Origin of the sequence: Marinobacter sp. (genome assembly GCF_044799475.1) — a bacterium.
Taxonomy (GTDB): Bacteria; Pseudomonadota; Gammaproteobacteria; order Pseudomonadales; family Oleiphilaceae; genus Marinobacter.
Genome location: NZ_CP085217.1, coordinates 2,666,440 through 2,685,338, shown reverse-complemented (window position 1 = coordinate 2,685,338; position 18,899 = coordinate 2,666,440). Strand labels below are relative to the sequence as shown.

Genomic DNA, 18,899 nt, shown 5'->3' with positions numbered 1-18,899 from the left:
GCCTAATGACATAAGAAAAACATGGATAAATAACAGATTAAACACCATAGGATTTCCTACGATGAAAATTGGCAAGCTCCACCTGAAAGAGGATGACAAACTTACCATTGCCAGCGTTGAAGTCGAATTTTCTCAGGGCAACCAGAAACTCTGGTATAGCATTGATAAATCGTTTTCACACCTTATATCAACAAAAAGCGATTCGTTCTTACTGGCACTTTTAATTCCAGCTATGGCGAATGGTGAAGATATATATATTGAGGGGACGGTTTCAGAAGTCTTACTTCATAATCTCTCCAGCACTTATCAGAAAATACTCAAACTGACAATGCCCTCTCTCAACTTGATAAAAATTCATCCGACAACTGCCTCATCTGAAAGGGACGAACGTCCAAAAGGAGTAGCTACGGGATTTTCTGGAGGAATAGATTCCTACTGTGTGCTTTCCGATCATTTTCATTCTGATGTTTCTGATTCCTTTAAAATCACACATCTCCTATTTAACAATGTCGGATCTCACGGAACAGGAGGAGAAAAACTTTTCCATGAAAGATATCAAGACCTTCTCCCTGTCACAGAATCTCTCGGTCTGCCGTTTCTAATGATAGACTCCAACCTTGATTCATTTTACGGAAAAAACTTCTTCTTTGCGCAAACTCATACACCTAGAAATGTCTCAGTGGCGCTTTTATTACAAAATGGAATCAGTAGCTACTTTTATGCCTCTTCCGTAAGTTACAAAGAGGCTTTCGTAGGGAAGACCGAGAAAATAGCGTATAGCGATAGCATTTCTCTTCCATTACTTAAGACCGAGACTTTAGAGCCGATCTCAACCAGCAGCCAATATACTCGTGTTGAAAAAACCCTAAAAGTCGCTAACATTCCTGAGTCATATTATTCCCTCGATATTTGTGTGCGTCCACGCAGCGATACAGACTTCAAGAACTGTGGCTCGTGCTGGAAGTGCCTGAGAACACTTGTGACTTTAGAGATAGCTGGCTTACTGGATAGATACTCCAAAGTATTTGATTTGTATACTTATGGTAACAATCGGGAACAGTATATGTCAAAGCTATTAGGGAGCAAAGATCTGATGCATATCGAGGTAATAGAGTTTGCTGACGAGAACGGCTTCCTTTTTCCAGCCATCTCTCGGTTTAAACATAAATGTCGCTACTATCCGATCAAAGACTTCTCAGGGCGTGCCTCTAATAAGATTAAAAAAACAGAACTCGGTCAAATAAAGAAAATATGATACTTTTTGGGTTCATGAAGTTTTAAAAATATTTATAGTTTTATTTAATCCTTCAAAGCCAAGACGTTTATTATAAACAACCCAACGATCAATTAAGTTCAATTATTCGAGCCATCCTTGTAGGATTATAAATTTTATGACACACCACGAAGAGAAAATGAATGTCTTATAAGATAAACAAACTAATTACGACCGCCCAAAATTTTTACCTTTCAACCAAAGGAAATCTATTATCAAATAAAATAGATGCCTATTGGTGGTCAGACATTAAAAACTTTGGAGATTTGCTTACGCCTTTCCTTCTAAAGAAATACAATCTAACCCCAATAAAAAAAGATGAAAATAGTTCTCACTTATTTTCAACCGGCAGCATTTTACAACGTGCACCCGAAAGCTTCTCAGGGACTATCCTGGGCTCTGGCTTAATTGAACCATCAAAACGCCGATTTCCGAATGCAAAAGTTCTCTCAGTTCGCGGACCTTTAACTCGAGATTTCATTGGTGCAGATAAAGATGTTTCGCTTGGTGATCCCGGACTACTAGTTTCTCGGTTCGTCGAAAAGCCCGACCCCTCATTTCAAGTTGGAGTAGTTCCTCATTACAAAGATAAAGAGCATCCAAAAATTAAAGAAATAATCAAATTCTTTGGAAAGGATGCCCTCCTAATTGATGTATGTAGAAAGCCGAAGGATGTTATTAACGACATCGCCAAATGCTCCGTTATTATTTCGTCCTCTCTTCACGGCTTAATTGTAGGTCATTCTTTTTGTCTGCCATGCGTGTGGCTTCGTCTCGGAAACATTCCAGGAACAGATTTTAAATACCAGGACTATTTCGCTTCGGTTGGCTTTTCCCAAGCGCCATTTTTCTCATCTGACATCAAGTCTATTACCGACTTAAAAAATAGCGCGACCGCACCACAACCCGATATAATAAGAGAAAAAATATTGGAAACGCATTTTCTATTTGAAGCCTTCAGCCGCTCTGTATTGAACTCCACTAATAGACCTTAAGATTATTTTAATGTGGGCGACCATCAGGTGGTCGCCCACCTCCTTGCCGATGACCTGCGCCTGTATTCGGAATCACCATAAGGCGACAAGAAGACGATATTATTCTGCCGATCCTCTTTTGCGAAGCCACATAAAAACACCCCTGATTTCAGCTTTGAGCGGATGGTCTAAGATAATTATTCCGATAAGCCAGACAAAAGGCAAAGTCATAGCGACCAATATTAAAGCTGCAATAATGCCAAAGGAATCCGAACCCGCCATATTATAGATTGTCCAAGCGGCCGCCCAGCACACTAGTGTCAAGATTACGTTTTTAAACCAGGATCCAAAAAATCTGATTGGCGCAAGCCCTGCGTAACGGAACAAAAGCATAGTTGTGACTAAAAGGTCGAGCGCGCTAATTGCCACAAACACACCAGCAATCGCGAACAAACCCGACGGAAAAGCTAAAATTATACCTCCCGCATATGAAATAAAGATCAGGCCCTCTTTTAGAGCAAGCATTTTTTCCATTTTCAAAGCCGTAAATAAGTCACTTGAAAAAAGATGTATGACCCGAAACATCGCCCAGAAGGCTAACATCGCGGCGGGCGGCGCCGCGGCATCCCATTGATCTCCAAAAAAAATCCGAATGGCTGGCAAACTCACTACACTTGCCACTGCAAGAACCGGCCATGTGATGCCACCTAGCATTACGCTAGCTCGCGTATAGGCCGTATTTAAATCCCCGCCAGACCGGTTAATATTTGAGAGATATGGCAGTACAACGGGCTTTATACCCATAACAATGGTCGTGGACACAAACTGAATAAAACCCAGACCTCGAGAAAACATGCCTACTTGGGTAGTTGTTCCCATCTTGCCGATGATCATGTCTGGCACTGTCACGATCAACCTCCTAAAAACACTCGCGAGAGACGTAAAAATACCAAAACTCGCGACTTCGCCAATGCCTCGGAACCGAGGGATCCACACCATGCCCTCAGGTTTCATGCTGGAAAAAAGTACGAAGCTTACCGCTGCGATTACCGTTTGACCGAAAGCAAGCGCATAATAACTTGCGCCGGCCAAAATCAAAGCTATGGTCGTTATGAAGCCTGCTAAGCTCGAAAAAAATTGAACTTTGAACTGACGGCGAAAATCCATTTTTCGGGATAATAGTGCAGCTGGAATGCTCATATAAGGCGCGAGGAAAAAACTGATTGACAGGATTGCAAAAATAGCTGCAAGCGGTGGCAAGTTATAAAAAATGGAAATCGGAAAAGCAAACGCTAATATAAGTAGTCCGAGACCCCAGGAGACAAGTACAGTTAGCCCTAAAGCCGACCGTACTTTGTCTTCGGTAATCTCGCTCTCTCTCACAAGATAACCGCCCGCGCCTAACATGCGAAATTCGCTCATTATCATGACGATCGCGCTGGCAACCGCGAACGTCCCTATTTCTTCGGGCGTTAGTAACCGGGAGACCAGCATTGTCGAGGCCAACCCCAAGAAAGTGATCACATACCGGGCGCCAGAGGAGTAGATAATCGCCTTTCGGACAGATGGCGCTGTCATTTCTGTTGTTGAATCATGTTATTGGCAAGAAACCGATACTGAATCACATCGGCGTTGAGCATTTTTTCAACTGAAAATTGCCGGTGAAAAACATCTTTGGCACGGCGCCCCATTTCATTAGCAAAATCCCGATGATTCAGCAAATATTGTATTGCGTCCGAGAACATCTGGACGTCTCCCGAGGGGGCCAACATGCCGGTAACATCATGTTCGATGATTTCCGGATTTCCGCCTACTGAGGTGACCACTGAAGGTATGCCCAGGCTCATCGTTTCCAGAAGCGTCATCGATGCCCCTTCAGAATGAGACGTAAGAAGGAAAATATCCATAGCGCAAAGGTAGCCGAGAGGTTCTGCTTTGAATCCAGTTAAAATGACCCTATGGTCTACCCTCAATTCACATGACCTACGTTCAAGCATTTCCCGATCCGGACCATCTCCGACGAGGAGTAGCCACGAATCTTGATGGATATTCAGGATGTCAGCGAATGCCTCGATCATCATAGCTTGGTTTTTTACAGGATCGAGCCTAGCGACCGTCCCCAGGACGGTGGCATTCTTTGAGATGCCTAACTCCGCTCGAACTTGCTCCCTGGTCTCTTTGTCTCTCTTCAGACCCACAATGCCGTTATAGATTACTTTTATTTTCGAACCCGGAAGAAATTCATATCGCCTCAAAGCCTGTTTGGTTGCGTTCGATATGGCAATAATAGAGTCCGTCGTTAACGCCATGATCGGGTTTATTAGCGCAGCCTTAAACCGGTAACGATCAGGGTGAAAGCGCCCATGCTCAGTAAAAACCACTTTTGCGGACGTTCCAATACGGGCTAACCAACCATACACCCAGGGCGTGTATTGGTGGCAGTGTACGATATCGACGTTCTGCTTCCGGATTTCCTTGCGAATTTGTCTTGCCAATTGCCAATCGAACCCAGGTGTACGCTTGAGGGAAAATACCCGAATACCGTGTTCGGCAATCTGTTCAACTATCTCCCCTACGTGACCATCAATACACAATACCTGGTTGGAGAATTTCTCAGCGGGTAGATTTGTCACCAATTGTCGGATTACCTGTTCTGTTCCGCCAAAGACAATGTTAAACGTTATGTGCAGTATTCTTATGGGCCTGTGGCCATTTTCTATCCCTGTTTCTTGCCTCATCGTCCACTTTTCCGGGGGTATTTGTAATGCGTTAAGCCAATACCAATAAATGGCAATGAGATTAATAGGATTGGAAGCAGCCACTTCATCACATAACTAATATTCTCGAAGATGTAGCGTTTGGTCATAAAGTGATACGTGTCATCGAATATCGCATGGCCCCTCGTGTATATCTCGAAGAGGTAATCGATTTCTTCCTCACTGTAGCCAGCTTCCAGGTACCTCTCTTTTACGCTTAGAGGTTCAAGAAGCAGTCGTTTCAGTGATGTTCCCAATGCAACACCAAAATCCGGGTCCATGAGGTGTGAGCTTCCCATTTGATCCTGATACTCCACGATCACATGACCCCGGAAAGAAATGATGCGATTGGGTATATCGTATCGATCCATCACGGAAGACAGTATGGTAGACGCGTCACCGCAGATGCCGATGCCTCGGCGGATATTGCGACGGTAATCTGCGTAATGATAGCGCTCGAACTGGGGCAGCCCGGAAAATTTACCGATGGCCCAAAGGAAATAATTCTCCCAGATGGGAACCAACTGCCGGTATTCCTGTGGATCAACTCTTTCCCAATCTACGTGTACGAGGCTTTGGTTCACCGCACTATTCGCCCGCTCTGCCAGCTGCTTGCTACTGTTAATCGTTGCAAGCCCATCAATAGCTGCAATGCTTTCTTCGTAGGTCCATACTTCGTCCGGAACAAATCGCAGCTGATCGTGATCCGATACACCGAGGCCTGGCTTTCGGATGGGCTGGGTAAGACCATAAAGATTAATACCCATCAGGATGAGACCAATAACAAGGCTGAGAATACCGAGCCAAAGAAATAAAGGCCGAATATCCTGCACGACTCGCTTTATTTTAATGTCAGGCACGTCCCCTGCTCCTTCTGTCATGACTGGTACGATCGCCACCAGAGCTCAAACGCCACCATGCTCCAAAGCTCCTGGGTATTCTCATCTCGCCCTCTCTGGTGATTTTCCCAGATCCCGCGCACTTTTTTCATGTCGAAGCATTGCGCAAGGCCGCCTTCGTCATCCTGAAACATCCCATCTGCCAGATTGAACAACTCGTTTCGCAACCACTGGGCCAGTGGCACCGAAAAGCCCATCTTCCTGCGGTACAAAACGTCTTCGGGCAACATTTTTTCAAACGCTTTCTTCAGGATGTATTTCTTTTCGCCGCCGTTGAGCTTTAAAGCGGAGGGAATATTCGCCGCGTACTCCACTACCCGGTAATCCAGCAGTGGCGCCCTGGTTTCCAGTGAGTTGGCCATACTCATTCGATCGACCTTTACCAGAATATCGCCCGGCAGATAGGTTTTTATATCGGTGTACAGAATTTTCGCAAGGTGGTCATCGGTATCAGCATTGCGGTAGTGCTGGCAGGTGATATCGGCTGGATCATACCCGTCAGTTTCTCGCTTGAACTCGCCCTGGACCAGATCATTCCACAGGCTTGTGCGGAAGAAACAATTCGTAGTGTAAAAACCCCGGTCCGCTTCCATAGCCAAAGTACTCAGCAAAGAATTGGCCTTGCGGGTTACGTTGCTATTTATACCACCTGCCAATTGCGCCAGAGATGGAAACAGCCCTCGGCGTAGTACCCCCGGGAACAGGTTACGCAGTCGGTTTTCAATGCTATCTGTGTAGTACTTACTGTAACCGGCGAAGTTTTCATCACCACCGTCTCCTGCTAACGCGACCGTAACTTGTTGTCTTGCGAGCTGCGAGACAAAGAACGTAGGCACGAATGAGGGGTCGGCAAAGGGTTCGTCGAAATATCGTGAGATGTCTGTCAGGCTACCAGGTACGTTTTCGCGAACAGTGAATTCGTGGTGATTGGTCTTAAACAGCTCCGCGACTTTTTTCGCCCAGGCCACTTCATCAAAACGTTTTGAATCGAATCCTATGGCACATGTTGTCACCGGCTGGTTGCTATGCCCCGCCATCAGCCCGACCACCGCGCTTGAGTCCACGCCGCCGCTCAGAAATGCGCCGAGGGGCACATCGCTTATCATACGAAGACGCACGGCATCATCGATCAGATTGTAGAGACCTGCTTGCAACTCATCCGGGCTGGAAGTGCTCGGATCTGCGAAAGACAGATCCCAATACTGGCCGATCTGGGTCTGCTTTCCATCCGTTTTAAGCCAGTGGCCCGGCGCAAGCTTGTGAACATTGCGGTAAATGGTCTTGGGGTCTGGTATGTACTGGTAAGCGAAGAAATCCTTGATCGCATCCGGTCTTGGCTCACAGTGCACAAATGGCAGTTTGAGCAAAGCTTTGATTTCCGAGGCAAACGCAAATTCCTGCCCGCTCTGGTAATAATACAGGGGTTTTTTTCCCAAGCGGTCCCGGGCCAGAAAAAGTTCCTCTGTTCGCCTATCCCAGATCGCGAAAGCAAACATCCCATTCAAGCGCTCAAGACAACGAATACCAAGACGCTCATATAGCTCAAGCAGAACCTCTGTATCGGTTTGGGTGCGGAACGTCAGGCCGGCTTGCTCGAGCTCCCCTCGAATCTCACGATAGTTGTAAATTTCACCATTAAAGGCAATCACGTAGCGCCCGGAGGCGGAGCTCATGGGCTGGGTTCCGGCTTCCGTGAGATCCAGAATACTCAGGCGCCGGTGCGTGATTGCCACCTGATCATCGAGAAATACTGAACTGGCATCCGGGCCACGATGGTTAATCGCCTGCCCCATAGTCTCCAGCCAGCTGCTGTGCCGCGCCCTGTCGGATTCCGTCGAATGGCGAAAAAAACCTGCCAGTCCACACATCTATTGGCAACCTTTCAGCGTTTGCTTCTCACGCATTTCGCTACCAACGGCATGCTGCCGCAACTCCAGTCCGACCTTCGCTGCCATTTTCTGGTAAAACCCACCCTTATGTTTGAGGATGAAATGGATGTAAACAATGTCTTTCTGCCGGCTCGCCAACTCTTTTGACCGACCCAGGTCGGTTGTTAACGGATAGCGATCGAAGGTAAGGGGTTTGGCATTTCTGTGCGCAAAGAAAAAGCGCCAAAGGCATTCATCACCCATGATCACGATCTCCGGGCTATTGATGACTTTCTCGGTAATATCCCGAAGCAAGCTGACCGGCATTTGCGTCTGATCGAAGCCAAATAGTCCGCCGTTGAAGCGCGGAATCACGTGAGCCTGCGGGAAATAATTAACTATTAGCTGATCAGGCATCTTTAGATTTCGAAGACGGGGAACGGCATAGAAACCGCATGGCTCACGGCCTCCAATAAAATTTATAAGCTCATCGGGCCGCTGGAGGAACAGCGTGTCAGAGTCCAGCACGATTACCCTGTCGCATTGAGCAAAAAGATGGAAGTCGAAAACCTTAAGGGCCCAAGCCCTTCGCTGCGCTTCGTATCCGGATGCCAGTCGGAAACGTTCAGGGAGTGCTTCCCGTAACCTCAAAATTTCGGGATGTTTTTCCGCCTTTTTGTCAGCCTCCTCCAGCAATACCACCCGACACCCGGGGATTTGCTCCTTTAACTTCCGGGCACCAGCCTCATCAAGACTCCGGTCGCCGTGGAAGACCACGGCCAACTGATCCGTAAACCTGAGTAAAGACTTAACCGCCAGGATGGCCATGAACAGATCCCGGCTGCAGGTAACAAGGTGGAGTTCCGCCAACGGCTTGTTCGAAGAAGGTATTGGGTCCACGCTGGCTGCTTCACGGAGCGTTTTCTCCAACGCTGCTTTATAACGCAGGTCATGCCACCGACTGACCCAGCCGTGTGGAAGCCGCCGCTCCACCAGCAGCACTCTGAAAGCGTCAGCTACGTTGTTTCTCAATCCAGCCAACATGGGCATTATTTCTCCGCCAACTGAATTGTGGGGCTCGAAGAGGATGCGCGACCAATCAACTTCAGAAAAAGTGACTCATACTCCTCAGCCATCCGACGTGCGGAATAATCTCTATCGATCTTTGCTCTGGCAGTCGATGCCAGTTCTTTTGCCATATCCGGATTATCGAGAATTTTTTGGCAACACTCGACCAGGGCATTTAGATCCCCCAAAGGGGCTAGCAGCCCCGTCTCACCGTGTTCAATTAACTGATCGACGCCGGGAATATCGTAAGCAACCACCGGGATACCCAAAGCCATCGCTTCCATCATGCACCTGGGTATTCCTTCAAGTGATGAGGTCATAATAAAGACATTGAACCGTGAAAGGCGCTCCAGACGATCACTTCGGAAGCCGAGAAATTTTATGGCCGATGCACTGTCTTTTTCTGCGGCAATGATCTCCAGTTCCTCCCTCTGACGACCATCACCGATAAGCTCGAGGCGCAAGGTTTGATCGCGAGAGTAGAGTTTGTCAAACATCTGAATTAAATCAGGGATCCCCTTCCGCGGAATCATTTGTCCTATGAAGCCAATGAGCCGTTCATCTGCTTCGTTTTCAGGGATTGTTGATGAAAAGGAAGCATTGACTTGATCAATCTCCTTGAGATCAACACCGTTCCGTACCAGTTGTGTCTTGGCTTCGGGAACTTTGAATCTCCGCATGTCTTCCAGCAGATCCTCAGAAAGCGGGGCCACCGCATCAAAATATCGCAGCGAAAATATTCCCAAACGGATAAATGCCGCGAGCTTGATCCCAACCTTACCCGAGAAGCCATGGGGGGTACTGACACACCGAATGCCTGCCTGCCTCGCCGCCAACAGACCGAGGATGTCGGACTTATATCCGTGGGTGTGGATAATGTCGATTTTACGGCTTTTTATAACATGAACCAGGCGCTTAACGATCCGCAGATCGAACCGCCCGGACATTGGTAAGAAATGGACCTCTCCGGCACTTGAAGGATATACTTCAGCGACAGTGAGGTCCTGGCCATTTCCCTCTTCGCTCACTGCCAGGTCGCAGATTACATTTTCGCTGTTGATATTATTGGCCAGGGCCAGAATCCAGCGTTCCGCACCATAAAAACCGGCTGGTGTAACAAACTGCAGAACTCTTACTTGCGACACGACGCTATTCCTTAACCATGGATTTACTGAAGATATCCTTGTTGACATTGGAACTGGCATCCTCGGTATCTGCTCGTAAATAGTACACTTTTATACCTACTGCCAGGAAAAGGATTGTCCAGTGTAAAATGTCACCCCTAAATTGATTAATAAACGAGCCGGCAACAAGGAAGCCAATGATCGCACACTCAAGCGCCAGTAAATGGAAGTATCGTTGATATTGATGTTTTTCTATCAAGAACACCCGTGCTTTCTTTGAGGTTTTATACAACGTATACAAGCCAATCAAAAACACCAGAAGTCCGTGCCAACCTACCTCAGACAGCCCCTGGAACCACATGGAGTGCACAGACCGATAAAGAGCCCCTCCTCGTTCTTCTGAGGTTAAATAAGCCGGCGCAAGTCTGTTGAAACCGTGAACCCCCATACCGAGGGGGTAATCTTCCAGCATCTCAAAAGTAGTCATCCAGAAGAGTGTCCGGCTTGAACCACTCTGTTCTGAGATTGGTTCTTTTAGCGTCGACATTCGTTCCCAGAACAGGTCATCTGTCACATAAAGCGCCCCACTTAATCCAAGAGTGACAATCATTATTGCCAACCCTCGCTGTCCTTTTTGGCGGTATTTGGAAAAAACCATGTGCAATAAAAAGAGGCCGCTGCTGACAACAGCCCCAAGAAAAGCTCCACGACTATTAAAAAGTACAAGGCCATTAGCGATAAATGCACCAAACAGGAAGCATAAAATCCTAATTTTTTTGTTGCCCATCCAGGCGTAATAAAGAAGTAATACCCCAGAAGGCACTAGAGCGGCAGCTACCCCGTTAACGTCAGACCCATCAGGCAGACTAATACCTTCAAGACGCGCTCCGGAATTCCTGCCCATGCCCGTTGCCAGATATCCAATATATGCACATCCGGTAATGTAAGCCCAAATCGAAGCATTCAGCGCGTATTCACTATTCAGGAGCTTATAAGCAACGAATACAACAATGATAAGCTTTAGATAAACAAACGTAAATTTGTCATGCAGGAATGGGTCCAACGCCCATAGTTTGGCCATGTAGAAAAAAACAACAAGAATCCCAAGACATAAAAATATTTTTTGTTCTTTCCAGGGACTCTGCTTGCTAAAATTCGTGTAATTCAGGGCTAGCACAAGAAGCATCAAACAGGCGGCGAGAAAAGAATACGGTAGCCCTGGGATCTGAACTATCCACCACCGGCCCCCCGGATTCAAAAAATAAACAATCTGGTAAAGAATAAATGCCGCAGCCCCACTATAAAATAATGCGGCGGCAGTACCACCAAAGAAAACCATCAAGAAGAGTAGCGCAATCTTTGACATTATCGCTGCCCCGGACCCGATCGAGCGCTACTCCAGGTTACCTGGGTCTCTCCTCTTAATGCTCTTAAAATACCTTTTAGCGAAAACAGGTTTACCATCACAAAATAATAGGGCACGGAAACCAGGACTGGCAGTGCGTTCTTATCCTGCACAAAATATCCTGTGGCCGCCAGCGCCAACAGCAGTAGCGCTGCAAACGTAACAAGCTGGAAAAACAGGAAGTGCTGGGTTGCCAACAGGGCACTACCTATGACTGCCAGTGCCAAAAACAAAGGAATCAGCCATCGCAACAACTTGTGTGAAATTACTTGCCAGGCAAATACGCCTACATCGGCGGGATTCATGGTGGCCTTAACCCGCATGAGGCCTCGGATACTGCGATTGACAATACGCTCCTTACGAGCAATTTCGCGGCCAAAATCTCCGGCTGTCTCTTCAAAGCAATTTGCCTCAGCTTCGAAAATCCCCCGATAGCCCTTTGCAACAATCTGCAGTGGATTCACAAAATCATTGATGTCCTGTTGCTGAAGAGGCTCCCAGAGTTCAGTCCGGATGGCGTAGATAGCCCCGTCGCCACCCACTACGGAATGCAGCCTGGATTCCATGGACTTTATGGCGAGTTCATACCGCCAATAGAGGTTCTCGTTCTTTGCGCTGGCACCCCGATCACCATCTGTATAAAGGGCCGCCCCCACGACATAACCCACGTGGGGGTCTGCCAGGTTGCGTACCAGTTTGGAGATGGCATCTGGGGCATACATCGCGTTGGCATCGCTGAAGACAGTGACCTGTTCAGATACCTGCTCCATGGCCAGGTTTATACCCATGGTTTTTCCAAGGCGCCCCTCCTGTCGGATAAGGAGAACCCCGTTATCCGAAAATTCCCGTACCATGTCATCGGTTCCGTCATCGGAACCGTCCGAGACCACAATAATGCGTAGCCGTTCTTTTGGGTAATCCAGTTCCACGGCATTGTGGAGTTTTTCGCGGATGACATCCGCCTCGTTAAAACAGGAAATAACCAACGCCACTGAGGGAAACGATTCCTCACGCAGGTGTGTGATCGCCGGCTTGCCACGGGTGAAAAGCCACAGCAGCGCCGGGTAGCCAAAATAAACGTACACCGGAATCAGCAGGGAAATTACGGTAACAACAAGTACAAAAGTCATAAGGTGATGTAGCGCCTCAGTTTAGGGCCTATCCAGTTTGCCAGTGTCAGGGGTAGCCGTCGCCAGATGCGTTCTATGAGGGGCCGCAAACGGGAGCCCGCGGTTTGCTTATGGGTCGTGTTGACGGCTTGACGGACACCATCGCCAGTTACCCAGTCTGTCCAGATCAGCTCGTAGGGCCTGGCGCCCCACTGTTTTTTGAATCGGTACGTCCCCTCCCCCATGGTTGACCGGCCAAAATCGAACAGCCGGCAGCCCTGATCGCACACATGGCTTAGAAGCGCCCAGTACAGGAGCATGTTCGGCGCCAGGTGGTTGTACTCATCCAGCGTGGATGCCCAGGGAATGGACGCCTGGCTGCCGGCCAAAAGCACTATCCCTGCCCCGACCGGCTGGTCCTCCTGGAACACCAAACCAACCAGCATCTGATCTCCGAACGCCAGTTTCAATTCCCGGAACCACGCCTGGCTGTGTACGGGGGAGCCCAGCCGTCGCATATTCCAGGCAAACACCTGGTAAAACAGATCGACCGCTTCAACGTCGGTTCGTACCTCGGCTCTCAGGCCATTTTTCTCCGCTTTGCGTATCTGGCTGCGAAGCTTGGGTTTGTAACTTTTAAAAAGTGCGTCCGAATCTTCCGGCAGCGGGCATAGCATTCGCACTTTCCCGGCAGCTGAATCGGCCTGTGCCTCTTCCAGGGCCCCGCCACCCTCGCGAATCTCCAGCAACCTCGCCTTGTTGATGCCAGCCAGAGCTTTAGCCTCAGCTACCAACAGGTACCGCACGTCGTCGTCATCGGCAAGAGGGCCGCCCAAATCACAGAAGGGCAGAGACACAAGGCTTTTCGACCCGACGGGGGGATTTACCTCTACCAATGGTAATACACCACACAAGCTGCCTTCCCGGTGCACCGTAACCACCCAACCGGTATGGTGATAGGCGCGCTCCGCGGCCTTTAACCAGCCACTGAGGTGATACGCCGTCGCTTTCGGATGGCCGGACACATAGGCATCATATTCCTCGATAGGATAAACACTCAGTCGGCACGCCCGAGCCTGCAATTCAGCGCTCATAGCCATCCCCCGCTTCCCTGATCCACCGATTCCTGGCCCGCCGGGCCACGTCTTCCAGTTTCAGTTTGAACCGGGCCCGCTGAAGCGAAACCTGCACCAGGTTCCGATGCAAGTTTCCCAAATTAGACTTGTAGCGCTCATCGCCTCCCATAAAATCGTAATAGTGAAAGCCATGGTGGCGATAGTCCTCAATACAGAGGCTGTGCCCCAGCAACCCCGGCTTCAATCGATTGTCTGTTTCCGCCTCGATACCGCCCAGGTAGAAATAAACCACCTGGTTGTAGACGAGATTGTAGAAAGAGGCAATCTCCTCATCTCCCGCCATGAGCGATACCAGGTCTACCCCCCCGTCTGGCCACTGAAAGCGGATCAGCTCACGGTGAAAGCGTACGAAGTCCGGGTTCGCGAACCCACTCTGATCCGGGCCGCCACCCCAACGCTCAAGATGTCGTGGACCAATACGGTCAAACACCGCCAGGGCACCCTCTATCGAATCGGGCCGGAGCAGCCGTACCTCGCCCTGCTGCTGGTATAGACGATGGCAGCGATTGATCTGGTGACGGGTATTTCTCGAGAGAGTATCGAGATAACGTCCTCCGGCTCGTCTGAGGTGGTCAAGATCAACCCCGAAACAGGGTGCTTCCCAGCGAAGGTGTTTGTGCAAGCCGGTAATCCGTGCGTAACGCTCTGCTTCTTCGGCATCAATCGCGCCGATGATAAACTCATCCCAATCTGGCATGGAGTTGCACAGGTACCGCAGACAAGCCTCGGCAACCACCTCTTCCTGGCCACGTTCGGCAAGAAAGCCGTTGTACTCTATCCAGATCTGGTCAAGAAGCTTATGGCCGGTTTGATGCAACCTCAGGCAGCGCGATTTCATAACGCCGTGCCGGCGTTCATCAGTTTCGACCACCAACCCCAAACCGATCAGACGCTCGCCCTGTGTTACCCGGAGAACCGATGCCCGAGGCTGATAAACATGAAGCCAGTGCCCAAGCCATTGCCATGACAGGAAAACCGTTGGCGATGCCCTGCCTTCCAGATCAAGCCAGTCATCACGGAGATCCTCGCTGCTGGCCGCTGGTTCTCTTGTCACTGTCAGCAATCCTGCTGTCATCGCGTTAGTTCCATTAGCCCTGCATCAATGTTGTGGTCTGGGGTGTTTCACCAGGAATGGCCCGATGGCGAGGTAATCGAGGGCGCCCTGCATAAAAGCACGCACCGCATCGGCCGGCGAGTTGACTATTGGCTCCTCATGCATGTTGAAGCTGGTGTTGATCAGGCTGGGAATGCCGCTCAGCTTTTCGTACTCCTTGAGGATGTCGTAATAGCCAGGATTGACCTCCCTGCGGATCAGCTGGGGTCTGGCCGTGCCATCCACGTGGACCGCTGCCGGGCAGTTTTCCCGCATGAATTCGGTACAGTCGAAGGTAACCGTCATGAATTCAGCGGCATGCTCCGCGCCCTTGAGGTTGTGATAGCACTTCTCGCCGGCCTCATAGAGGGTCACGGGCGCAAAGGGCATGAACTCGGTACGGCCGAGACGCCTGTTGAGCCACTGGTTCACTTCCGGCTCACGGGCATGGTAAAGAATGGAGCGGTTGCCCAGAGCCCGCGGGCCGTATTCCATGCGGCCATCAAACCTTGCCACCACATCACCATGGTGAATCAGCGAGGCTACCTCGGCTGCCAGATTGGCCGGCTTCTCATAGCTCAGGCCCTCTGCATCCAGGGCCCTTATAATATCCGCGTCGGAATAGTCCGGCCCAAGATAGGTGCTCTGCAGGCTCTCCTGCACACCGCCAGGCCAGCTGTGATAGAGCGCGGCACCAGTGCCGCAGCCGCCATCGCCCATGTTGGGATAGACAAAAATGTGGTTGACCCCTTCTATCTCGAAAATCCGCTGGTTGAGCTTTACGTTTGCGGTTACGCCGCCTGACAGCACAACCGTATCGATGCCGGTTTTCTCTACCCAGTGCCGCACGTAGTTGGTGGCCACCACTTCCAGAACGTACTGGTAGGCCGCCGCCACATCGATTTTGGGGAACTTGGAGGCCAGGTAACGTGAGAAATAGACGTTATTGGCTTCGTAGATCTGGAAGTCCCCGGGCAGCTGTTCTATTCGGCTCAGGAGGATGTCACCCAGAATTTTCGGGTCTCCGTAGGAGGCCAGACCAACGATCTTGCCCTCGTGACGGCTGGGCTTGAAGCCAAGTGCCGAGGTGACATGTTCATAAAGAGTGCCCAGGGAGTTGGGGTACGAAATCCCATGCAGGCGCTGGATCTTGCCGTCCCTCCCCTCGCTGACAGAACCGGCCAGACCGGAACCATAGCCGTCCAGGGTTATGCAGAGGGCCCGCTCGTAGCCGCTGCAGAGGTAGCTGTTGGCGGCGTGGGAGAGGTGGTGTTCCATACGCTTGACCGGCTTGTTCCAGCCCAGATCCGCCAGGCCCTGCTGTAGAACCTGCTCCCAGTTCTGGAATGACTCGGCCGCGTTCTCGCCCCAGCGGCGGGAGCCCTTGAGGGCCTGGCTGTTGGAGGCGATGCGCTGGGCGCCAGCCATGGAATAATAAGAGCTGTGGATCAGGCCCTTGTCCATCATGGCGTTGGGGTGTTCGAGGCCATGAATCTCCTGGTTTCGGTCCGGCACTTTGGCCAGTGCTTCTTTCACCTGCCGGCTGAGGTCCTGGGTTTCAAACCGCTTGATGAATGTTTTTTCGTCCTCGAGGTTCCTGCTGTAAAGCTTTGCCTCGTTTTCGGCCGTAAGGAAAGGATAGGTCACCAGATCAAAGTCATTCAGTGACGAGCCGGTATAAGCCAGGGCGTTTTCCAGCGCAAAATGAGGGAAGCCATCCTGCTGCTTGACACGGGAGAACCGCTCTTCACCGGCTGCATAAAGCACCTTGCCATCCTCGACGATCGAGACGGTTGCGTCCTTGTCGAGGGGGGAAATTCCTAACACTTTCATCCGGCTGTCTCCATGAGGGTGCGCATTTGGGCAGGGCTGCTCGCCTGGCCACCCAATTCATCAAAGAAAAAATCAAAATACTGTCGGAAGGAGGCAAGAAATCGTTCCAGTTCACCTTCATCCTGTACATAGGAGGTGTTGCCCGGCACGACGCTGGGGCTGTGGAAGCTCCAGGTGAAGGTGCGTACGCCACGGCCGTGCAGAAAACGGGTGAGCTTGATGTGCTCAGCCGGCGTGAAGCCCTCCGGTGAAAGCATCAGGCGGTCCACGGCGCCGAGGCGTGCGAGTATCCCGGGGGCCTTGAATGCCTTGAAGCGCATGGCGATTTCAAACAGTGGCAGGGCCATGCCATGGGCCCATCCGGCGAAACCGCCGGTACAGGGTATTTCGAGAATCCTGCGGTCCCCACCGAACCAGAAGGGCTCGGCACCAAACCGCCGGTAGTCCGGCCCGCCGTCACCGCGGGCATCCAGCGGGGGGCAGACGGAGAGATCAATGGTGAAGCCAAGATCCTCCAGAATCCGGGATGTGTTGGGTCCAAAACCGTAACGGCCGGCCTTGTAGGCAATGGGGGCCTGACCGAAGTTCTGCTCGATGGTATCCCGCAGATTTGTAAGCTTTTCCCTCTCCAGGCTCTCCGGCAGATTGCCCGGATACATGTTGGAACGGCTGAGGGGTTCGCTCACCGGCGGGTTCACCCAGGGATGGAGATGGGCTCCAATTTCGCACTGCCCCGCGTCCAGGTACTGCTTCAGCAGCCGGTAGCCCTCCGGTTTACTGGCCACGGGATAATCCACCACGTAACAGGGCCGGATGCCGTATTCATTGAAGATGTCCTGGGCCCGGCCAATATGGGCCATGGCGTTGACGGCGTTTTCCCTGGGGTCCGGGTCGGCGTTCCAGTCGAATTCCTCTTCCGTGTCGATCACCACCATCAGCTGTGGTGGACTCTCGGCAGGGAGCCTGATGTCCTCGCGCTGGTCAAACATACTCAACGTCCTGTCACAGTGATTCCGTGGGTGAGGGAAAGACGCAGCAGGGTACGATCCCGGTCCGGCTGGTCGAGGCTGGTATCGGTAAAGGAATGGCTGACGAGTACACTCACTGAGGTGTTTTCTGCCAGCGATCGCGTCCATTGCGCACTCAGCCTGTGCACCTGATCCAGCAGTTCGTCAGCATCCTTGCCAGCATCAGCAGACCAGCTGTAACCGGTACTCAGCCGCTGCAAAGGAGCCACCTGTACGCCAAGATTCACGGCCGCGCGATACTCGTGGCGGATCCGACCCGTCCGCTCAGACTCGAAAATCGAACCGCCGACCAATCCTCCAAGCGCACATCCACTACACAGCGCGCTGGTGTTGTGCCGCAATTGCAGACGATCTTCGACGCTTAGTTCCGTGATTAGCAGTGTAACCGGCTCGAAGGTCTCCACTTCAGGGAAGTCAACCGCGAGCTCCAGGGCTGTGCTGGTCAAGGCCCGGTCATACCGGATCTCAGTTGAGGTGTCTGGAGTGAGCCAGCTCCGGCTCAAATAGCCAGTCACCGCTTCACTGGTAGTCTCACTCTGACCATCAAAGTCCACCTCCGCGCTGCTCACCCCCGCCCCCACGGTGAAAAGACCTTGCTCCAGGGCGCGGCGGTAGCCAAGCTGGACCGAATCCTGGGTTATATCGCTGTTCACTTCTTCCGCCCAGGTCCTGGTTGCCGTCAGGCTGGCAGAAGACCGCTCGCTCAGACGACGGGTAAGGTCCGAACCGGCCGTGAGGCTGTCCAGATCAGGCCGGTCTCCCTGCTCAAAGGTTCTTGCGCCCTGGGTGAAAAAGCGCACGGTTGTCAGCTCCCCGGGATAGAAGCGCAGGCCGGCACCGGCATGTACCGCGTTCTGGACGTCGTAGGCCGCCGGGTCAAGCACAAAACCGGCATCAGACCTTACAGAGCGGACAGTATGACCCGCGTTGAAGTCAAATCGGTTGGCCGGAGCAAACCAGCTATAGCGTGACACTCCGGTGACACTGCTGTTATCCCGGTTCACACCCCGGACGCTGTCCCGCCGGGTCTGTACGCTGCCGCTGTAAAGGGCTGACAGCGAGCTTGCTCCGCTCTGCAGGTCTGCCCCAAGGGCGCCGGAGACACCCAGACTCGGATCCGTGCTGGTCTCGGTTCCGTCGTCTATATCCACACGGTTGTGCTCCACCTCGGTAAAGACGGAGGCTGAGGCGGTATATCCCGTGACCCTGTCATTAATGCCGCCGCCTATGCCTTCGAGACCACCGAATGTCTGGGATTGCGCCTGCAGGGGCATAAAACCAGCCAGAACCGGCAGCAGCGAACGCGCAATCACGAGACGAACAGCCATGGCAT

15 protein-coding genes are annotated in these 18,899 nt (G+C 51.2%); 2 read left to right on the top strand and 13 right to left on the bottom strand.

Annotated features, from left to right (window positions below):
• The first annotated feature begins 61 nt into the window (after positions 1 to 61).
• Both LG327_RS12435 and LG327_RS12430 read left to right on the top strand, forming a co-directional pair.
• Complete coding sequence (locus tag LG327_RS12435; RefSeq protein ID WP_404362235.1) at positions 62 to 1,255, top strand: hypothetical protein; 1,194 nt, start codon at positions 62 to 64, stop codon at positions 1,253 to 1,255.
• 161 nt (positions 1,256 to 1,416) lie between these two features.
• Positions 1,417 to 2,268, top strand: coding sequence for a polysaccharide pyruvyl transferase family protein (locus LG327_RS12430; protein WP_404362233.1), 852 nt, complete (start codon positions 1,417 to 1,419; stop codon positions 2,266 to 2,268).
• A gap of 99 nt (positions 2,269 to 2,367) precedes the next feature.
• Here LG327_RS12430 and LG327_RS12425 read toward each other — a convergent pair whose 3' ends face one another.
• From LG327_RS12425 to LG327_RS12365, 13 genes are read right to left on the bottom strand one after another with little or no spacing between them, the layout of a single operon-like run.
• Entirely contained in the window at positions 2,368 to 3,825 is a 1,458-nt protein-coding gene (locus LG327_RS12425; RefSeq protein ID WP_404362231.1) for an oligosaccharide flippase family protein, read from the bottom strand.
• Positions 3,822 to 4,985: a glycosyltransferase gene (locus LG327_RS12420; protein ID WP_404362229.1), complete on the bottom strand. Its 1,164-nt coding sequence runs from the start codon at positions 4,983 to 4,985 to the stop codon at positions 3,822 to 3,824. Before LG327_RS12420 ends, LG327_RS12425 begins: the two co-directional genes overlap by 4 nt.
• On the bottom strand, positions 4,982 to 5,863 hold the full coding sequence (locus LG327_RS12415) for a hypothetical protein (protein ID WP_404362227.1): 882 nt from the start codon (positions 5,861 to 5,863) through the stop codon (positions 4,982 to 4,984). Before LG327_RS12415 ends, LG327_RS12420 begins: the two co-directional genes overlap by 4 nt.
• A 17-nt stretch (positions 5,864 to 5,880) precedes the next feature.
• A complete protein-coding gene (gene asnB, locus LG327_RS12410) occupies positions 5,881 to 7,770 on the bottom strand; it encodes an asparagine synthase (glutamine-hydrolyzing) (RefSeq protein ID WP_404362225.1) in 1,890 nt (629 codons plus the stop codon).
• On the bottom strand, positions 7,771 to 8,814 hold the full coding sequence (locus tag LG327_RS12405; RefSeq protein ID WP_404362223.1) for a hypothetical protein: 1,044 nt from the start codon (positions 8,812 to 8,814) through the stop codon (positions 7,771 to 7,773).
• A 5-nt stretch (positions 8,815 to 8,819) separates the two neighbouring features.
• On the bottom strand, positions 8,820 to 9,983 hold the full coding sequence (locus tag LG327_RS12400) for a glycosyltransferase (protein WP_404362221.1): 1,164 nt from the start codon (positions 9,981 to 9,983) through the stop codon (positions 8,820 to 8,822).
• Between the two features lie 4 nt (positions 9,984 to 9,987).
• Entirely contained in the window at positions 9,988 to 11,328 is a 1,341-nt protein-coding gene (locus tag LG327_RS12395; RefSeq protein ID WP_404362219.1) for an O-antigen ligase family protein, read from the bottom strand.
• Positions 11,328 to 12,497, bottom strand: a complete 1,170-nt coding sequence (locus LG327_RS12390) for a glycosyltransferase family 2 protein (RefSeq protein ID WP_404362218.1) — start codon at positions 12,495 to 12,497, stop codon at positions 11,328 to 11,330. The genes LG327_RS12395 and LG327_RS12390 overlap by 1 nt, the downstream gene beginning before the upstream one ends.
• On the bottom strand, positions 12,494 to 13,570 hold the full coding sequence (locus tag LG327_RS12385; RefSeq protein ID WP_404362216.1) for a FemAB family XrtA/PEP-CTERM system-associated protein: 1,077 nt from the start codon (positions 13,568 to 13,570) through the stop codon (positions 12,494 to 12,496). Before LG327_RS12385 ends, LG327_RS12390 begins: the two co-directional genes overlap by 4 nt.
• The gene (locus LG327_RS12380) at positions 13,560 to 14,666 is read right to left on the bottom strand and encodes a GNAT family N-acetyltransferase (RefSeq protein ID WP_404362214.1); all 1,107 of its coding nucleotides are present in this window, start codon (positions 14,664 to 14,666) and stop codon (positions 13,560 to 13,562) included. Before LG327_RS12380 ends, LG327_RS12385 begins: the two co-directional genes overlap by 11 nt.
• Positions 14,667 to 14,711: 45 nt before the next feature.
• Entirely contained in the window at positions 14,712 to 16,538 is a 1,827-nt protein-coding gene (locus LG327_RS12375) for a carbamoyltransferase (RefSeq protein WP_404362212.1), read from the bottom strand.
• Positions 16,535 to 17,527, bottom strand: a complete 993-nt coding sequence (locus LG327_RS12370; RefSeq protein WP_404362211.1) for a polysaccharide deacetylase family protein — start codon at positions 17,525 to 17,527, stop codon at positions 16,535 to 16,537. The genes LG327_RS12375 and LG327_RS12370 overlap by 4 nt, the downstream gene beginning before the upstream one ends.
• 2 nt (positions 17,528 to 17,529) lie before the next feature.
• Positions 17,530 to 18,894, bottom strand: a complete 1,365-nt coding sequence (locus tag LG327_RS12365) for a hypothetical protein (protein WP_404362209.1) — start codon at positions 18,892 to 18,894, stop codon at positions 17,530 to 17,532.
• Between the last annotated feature and the right edge of the window lie 5 nt (positions 18,895 to 18,899).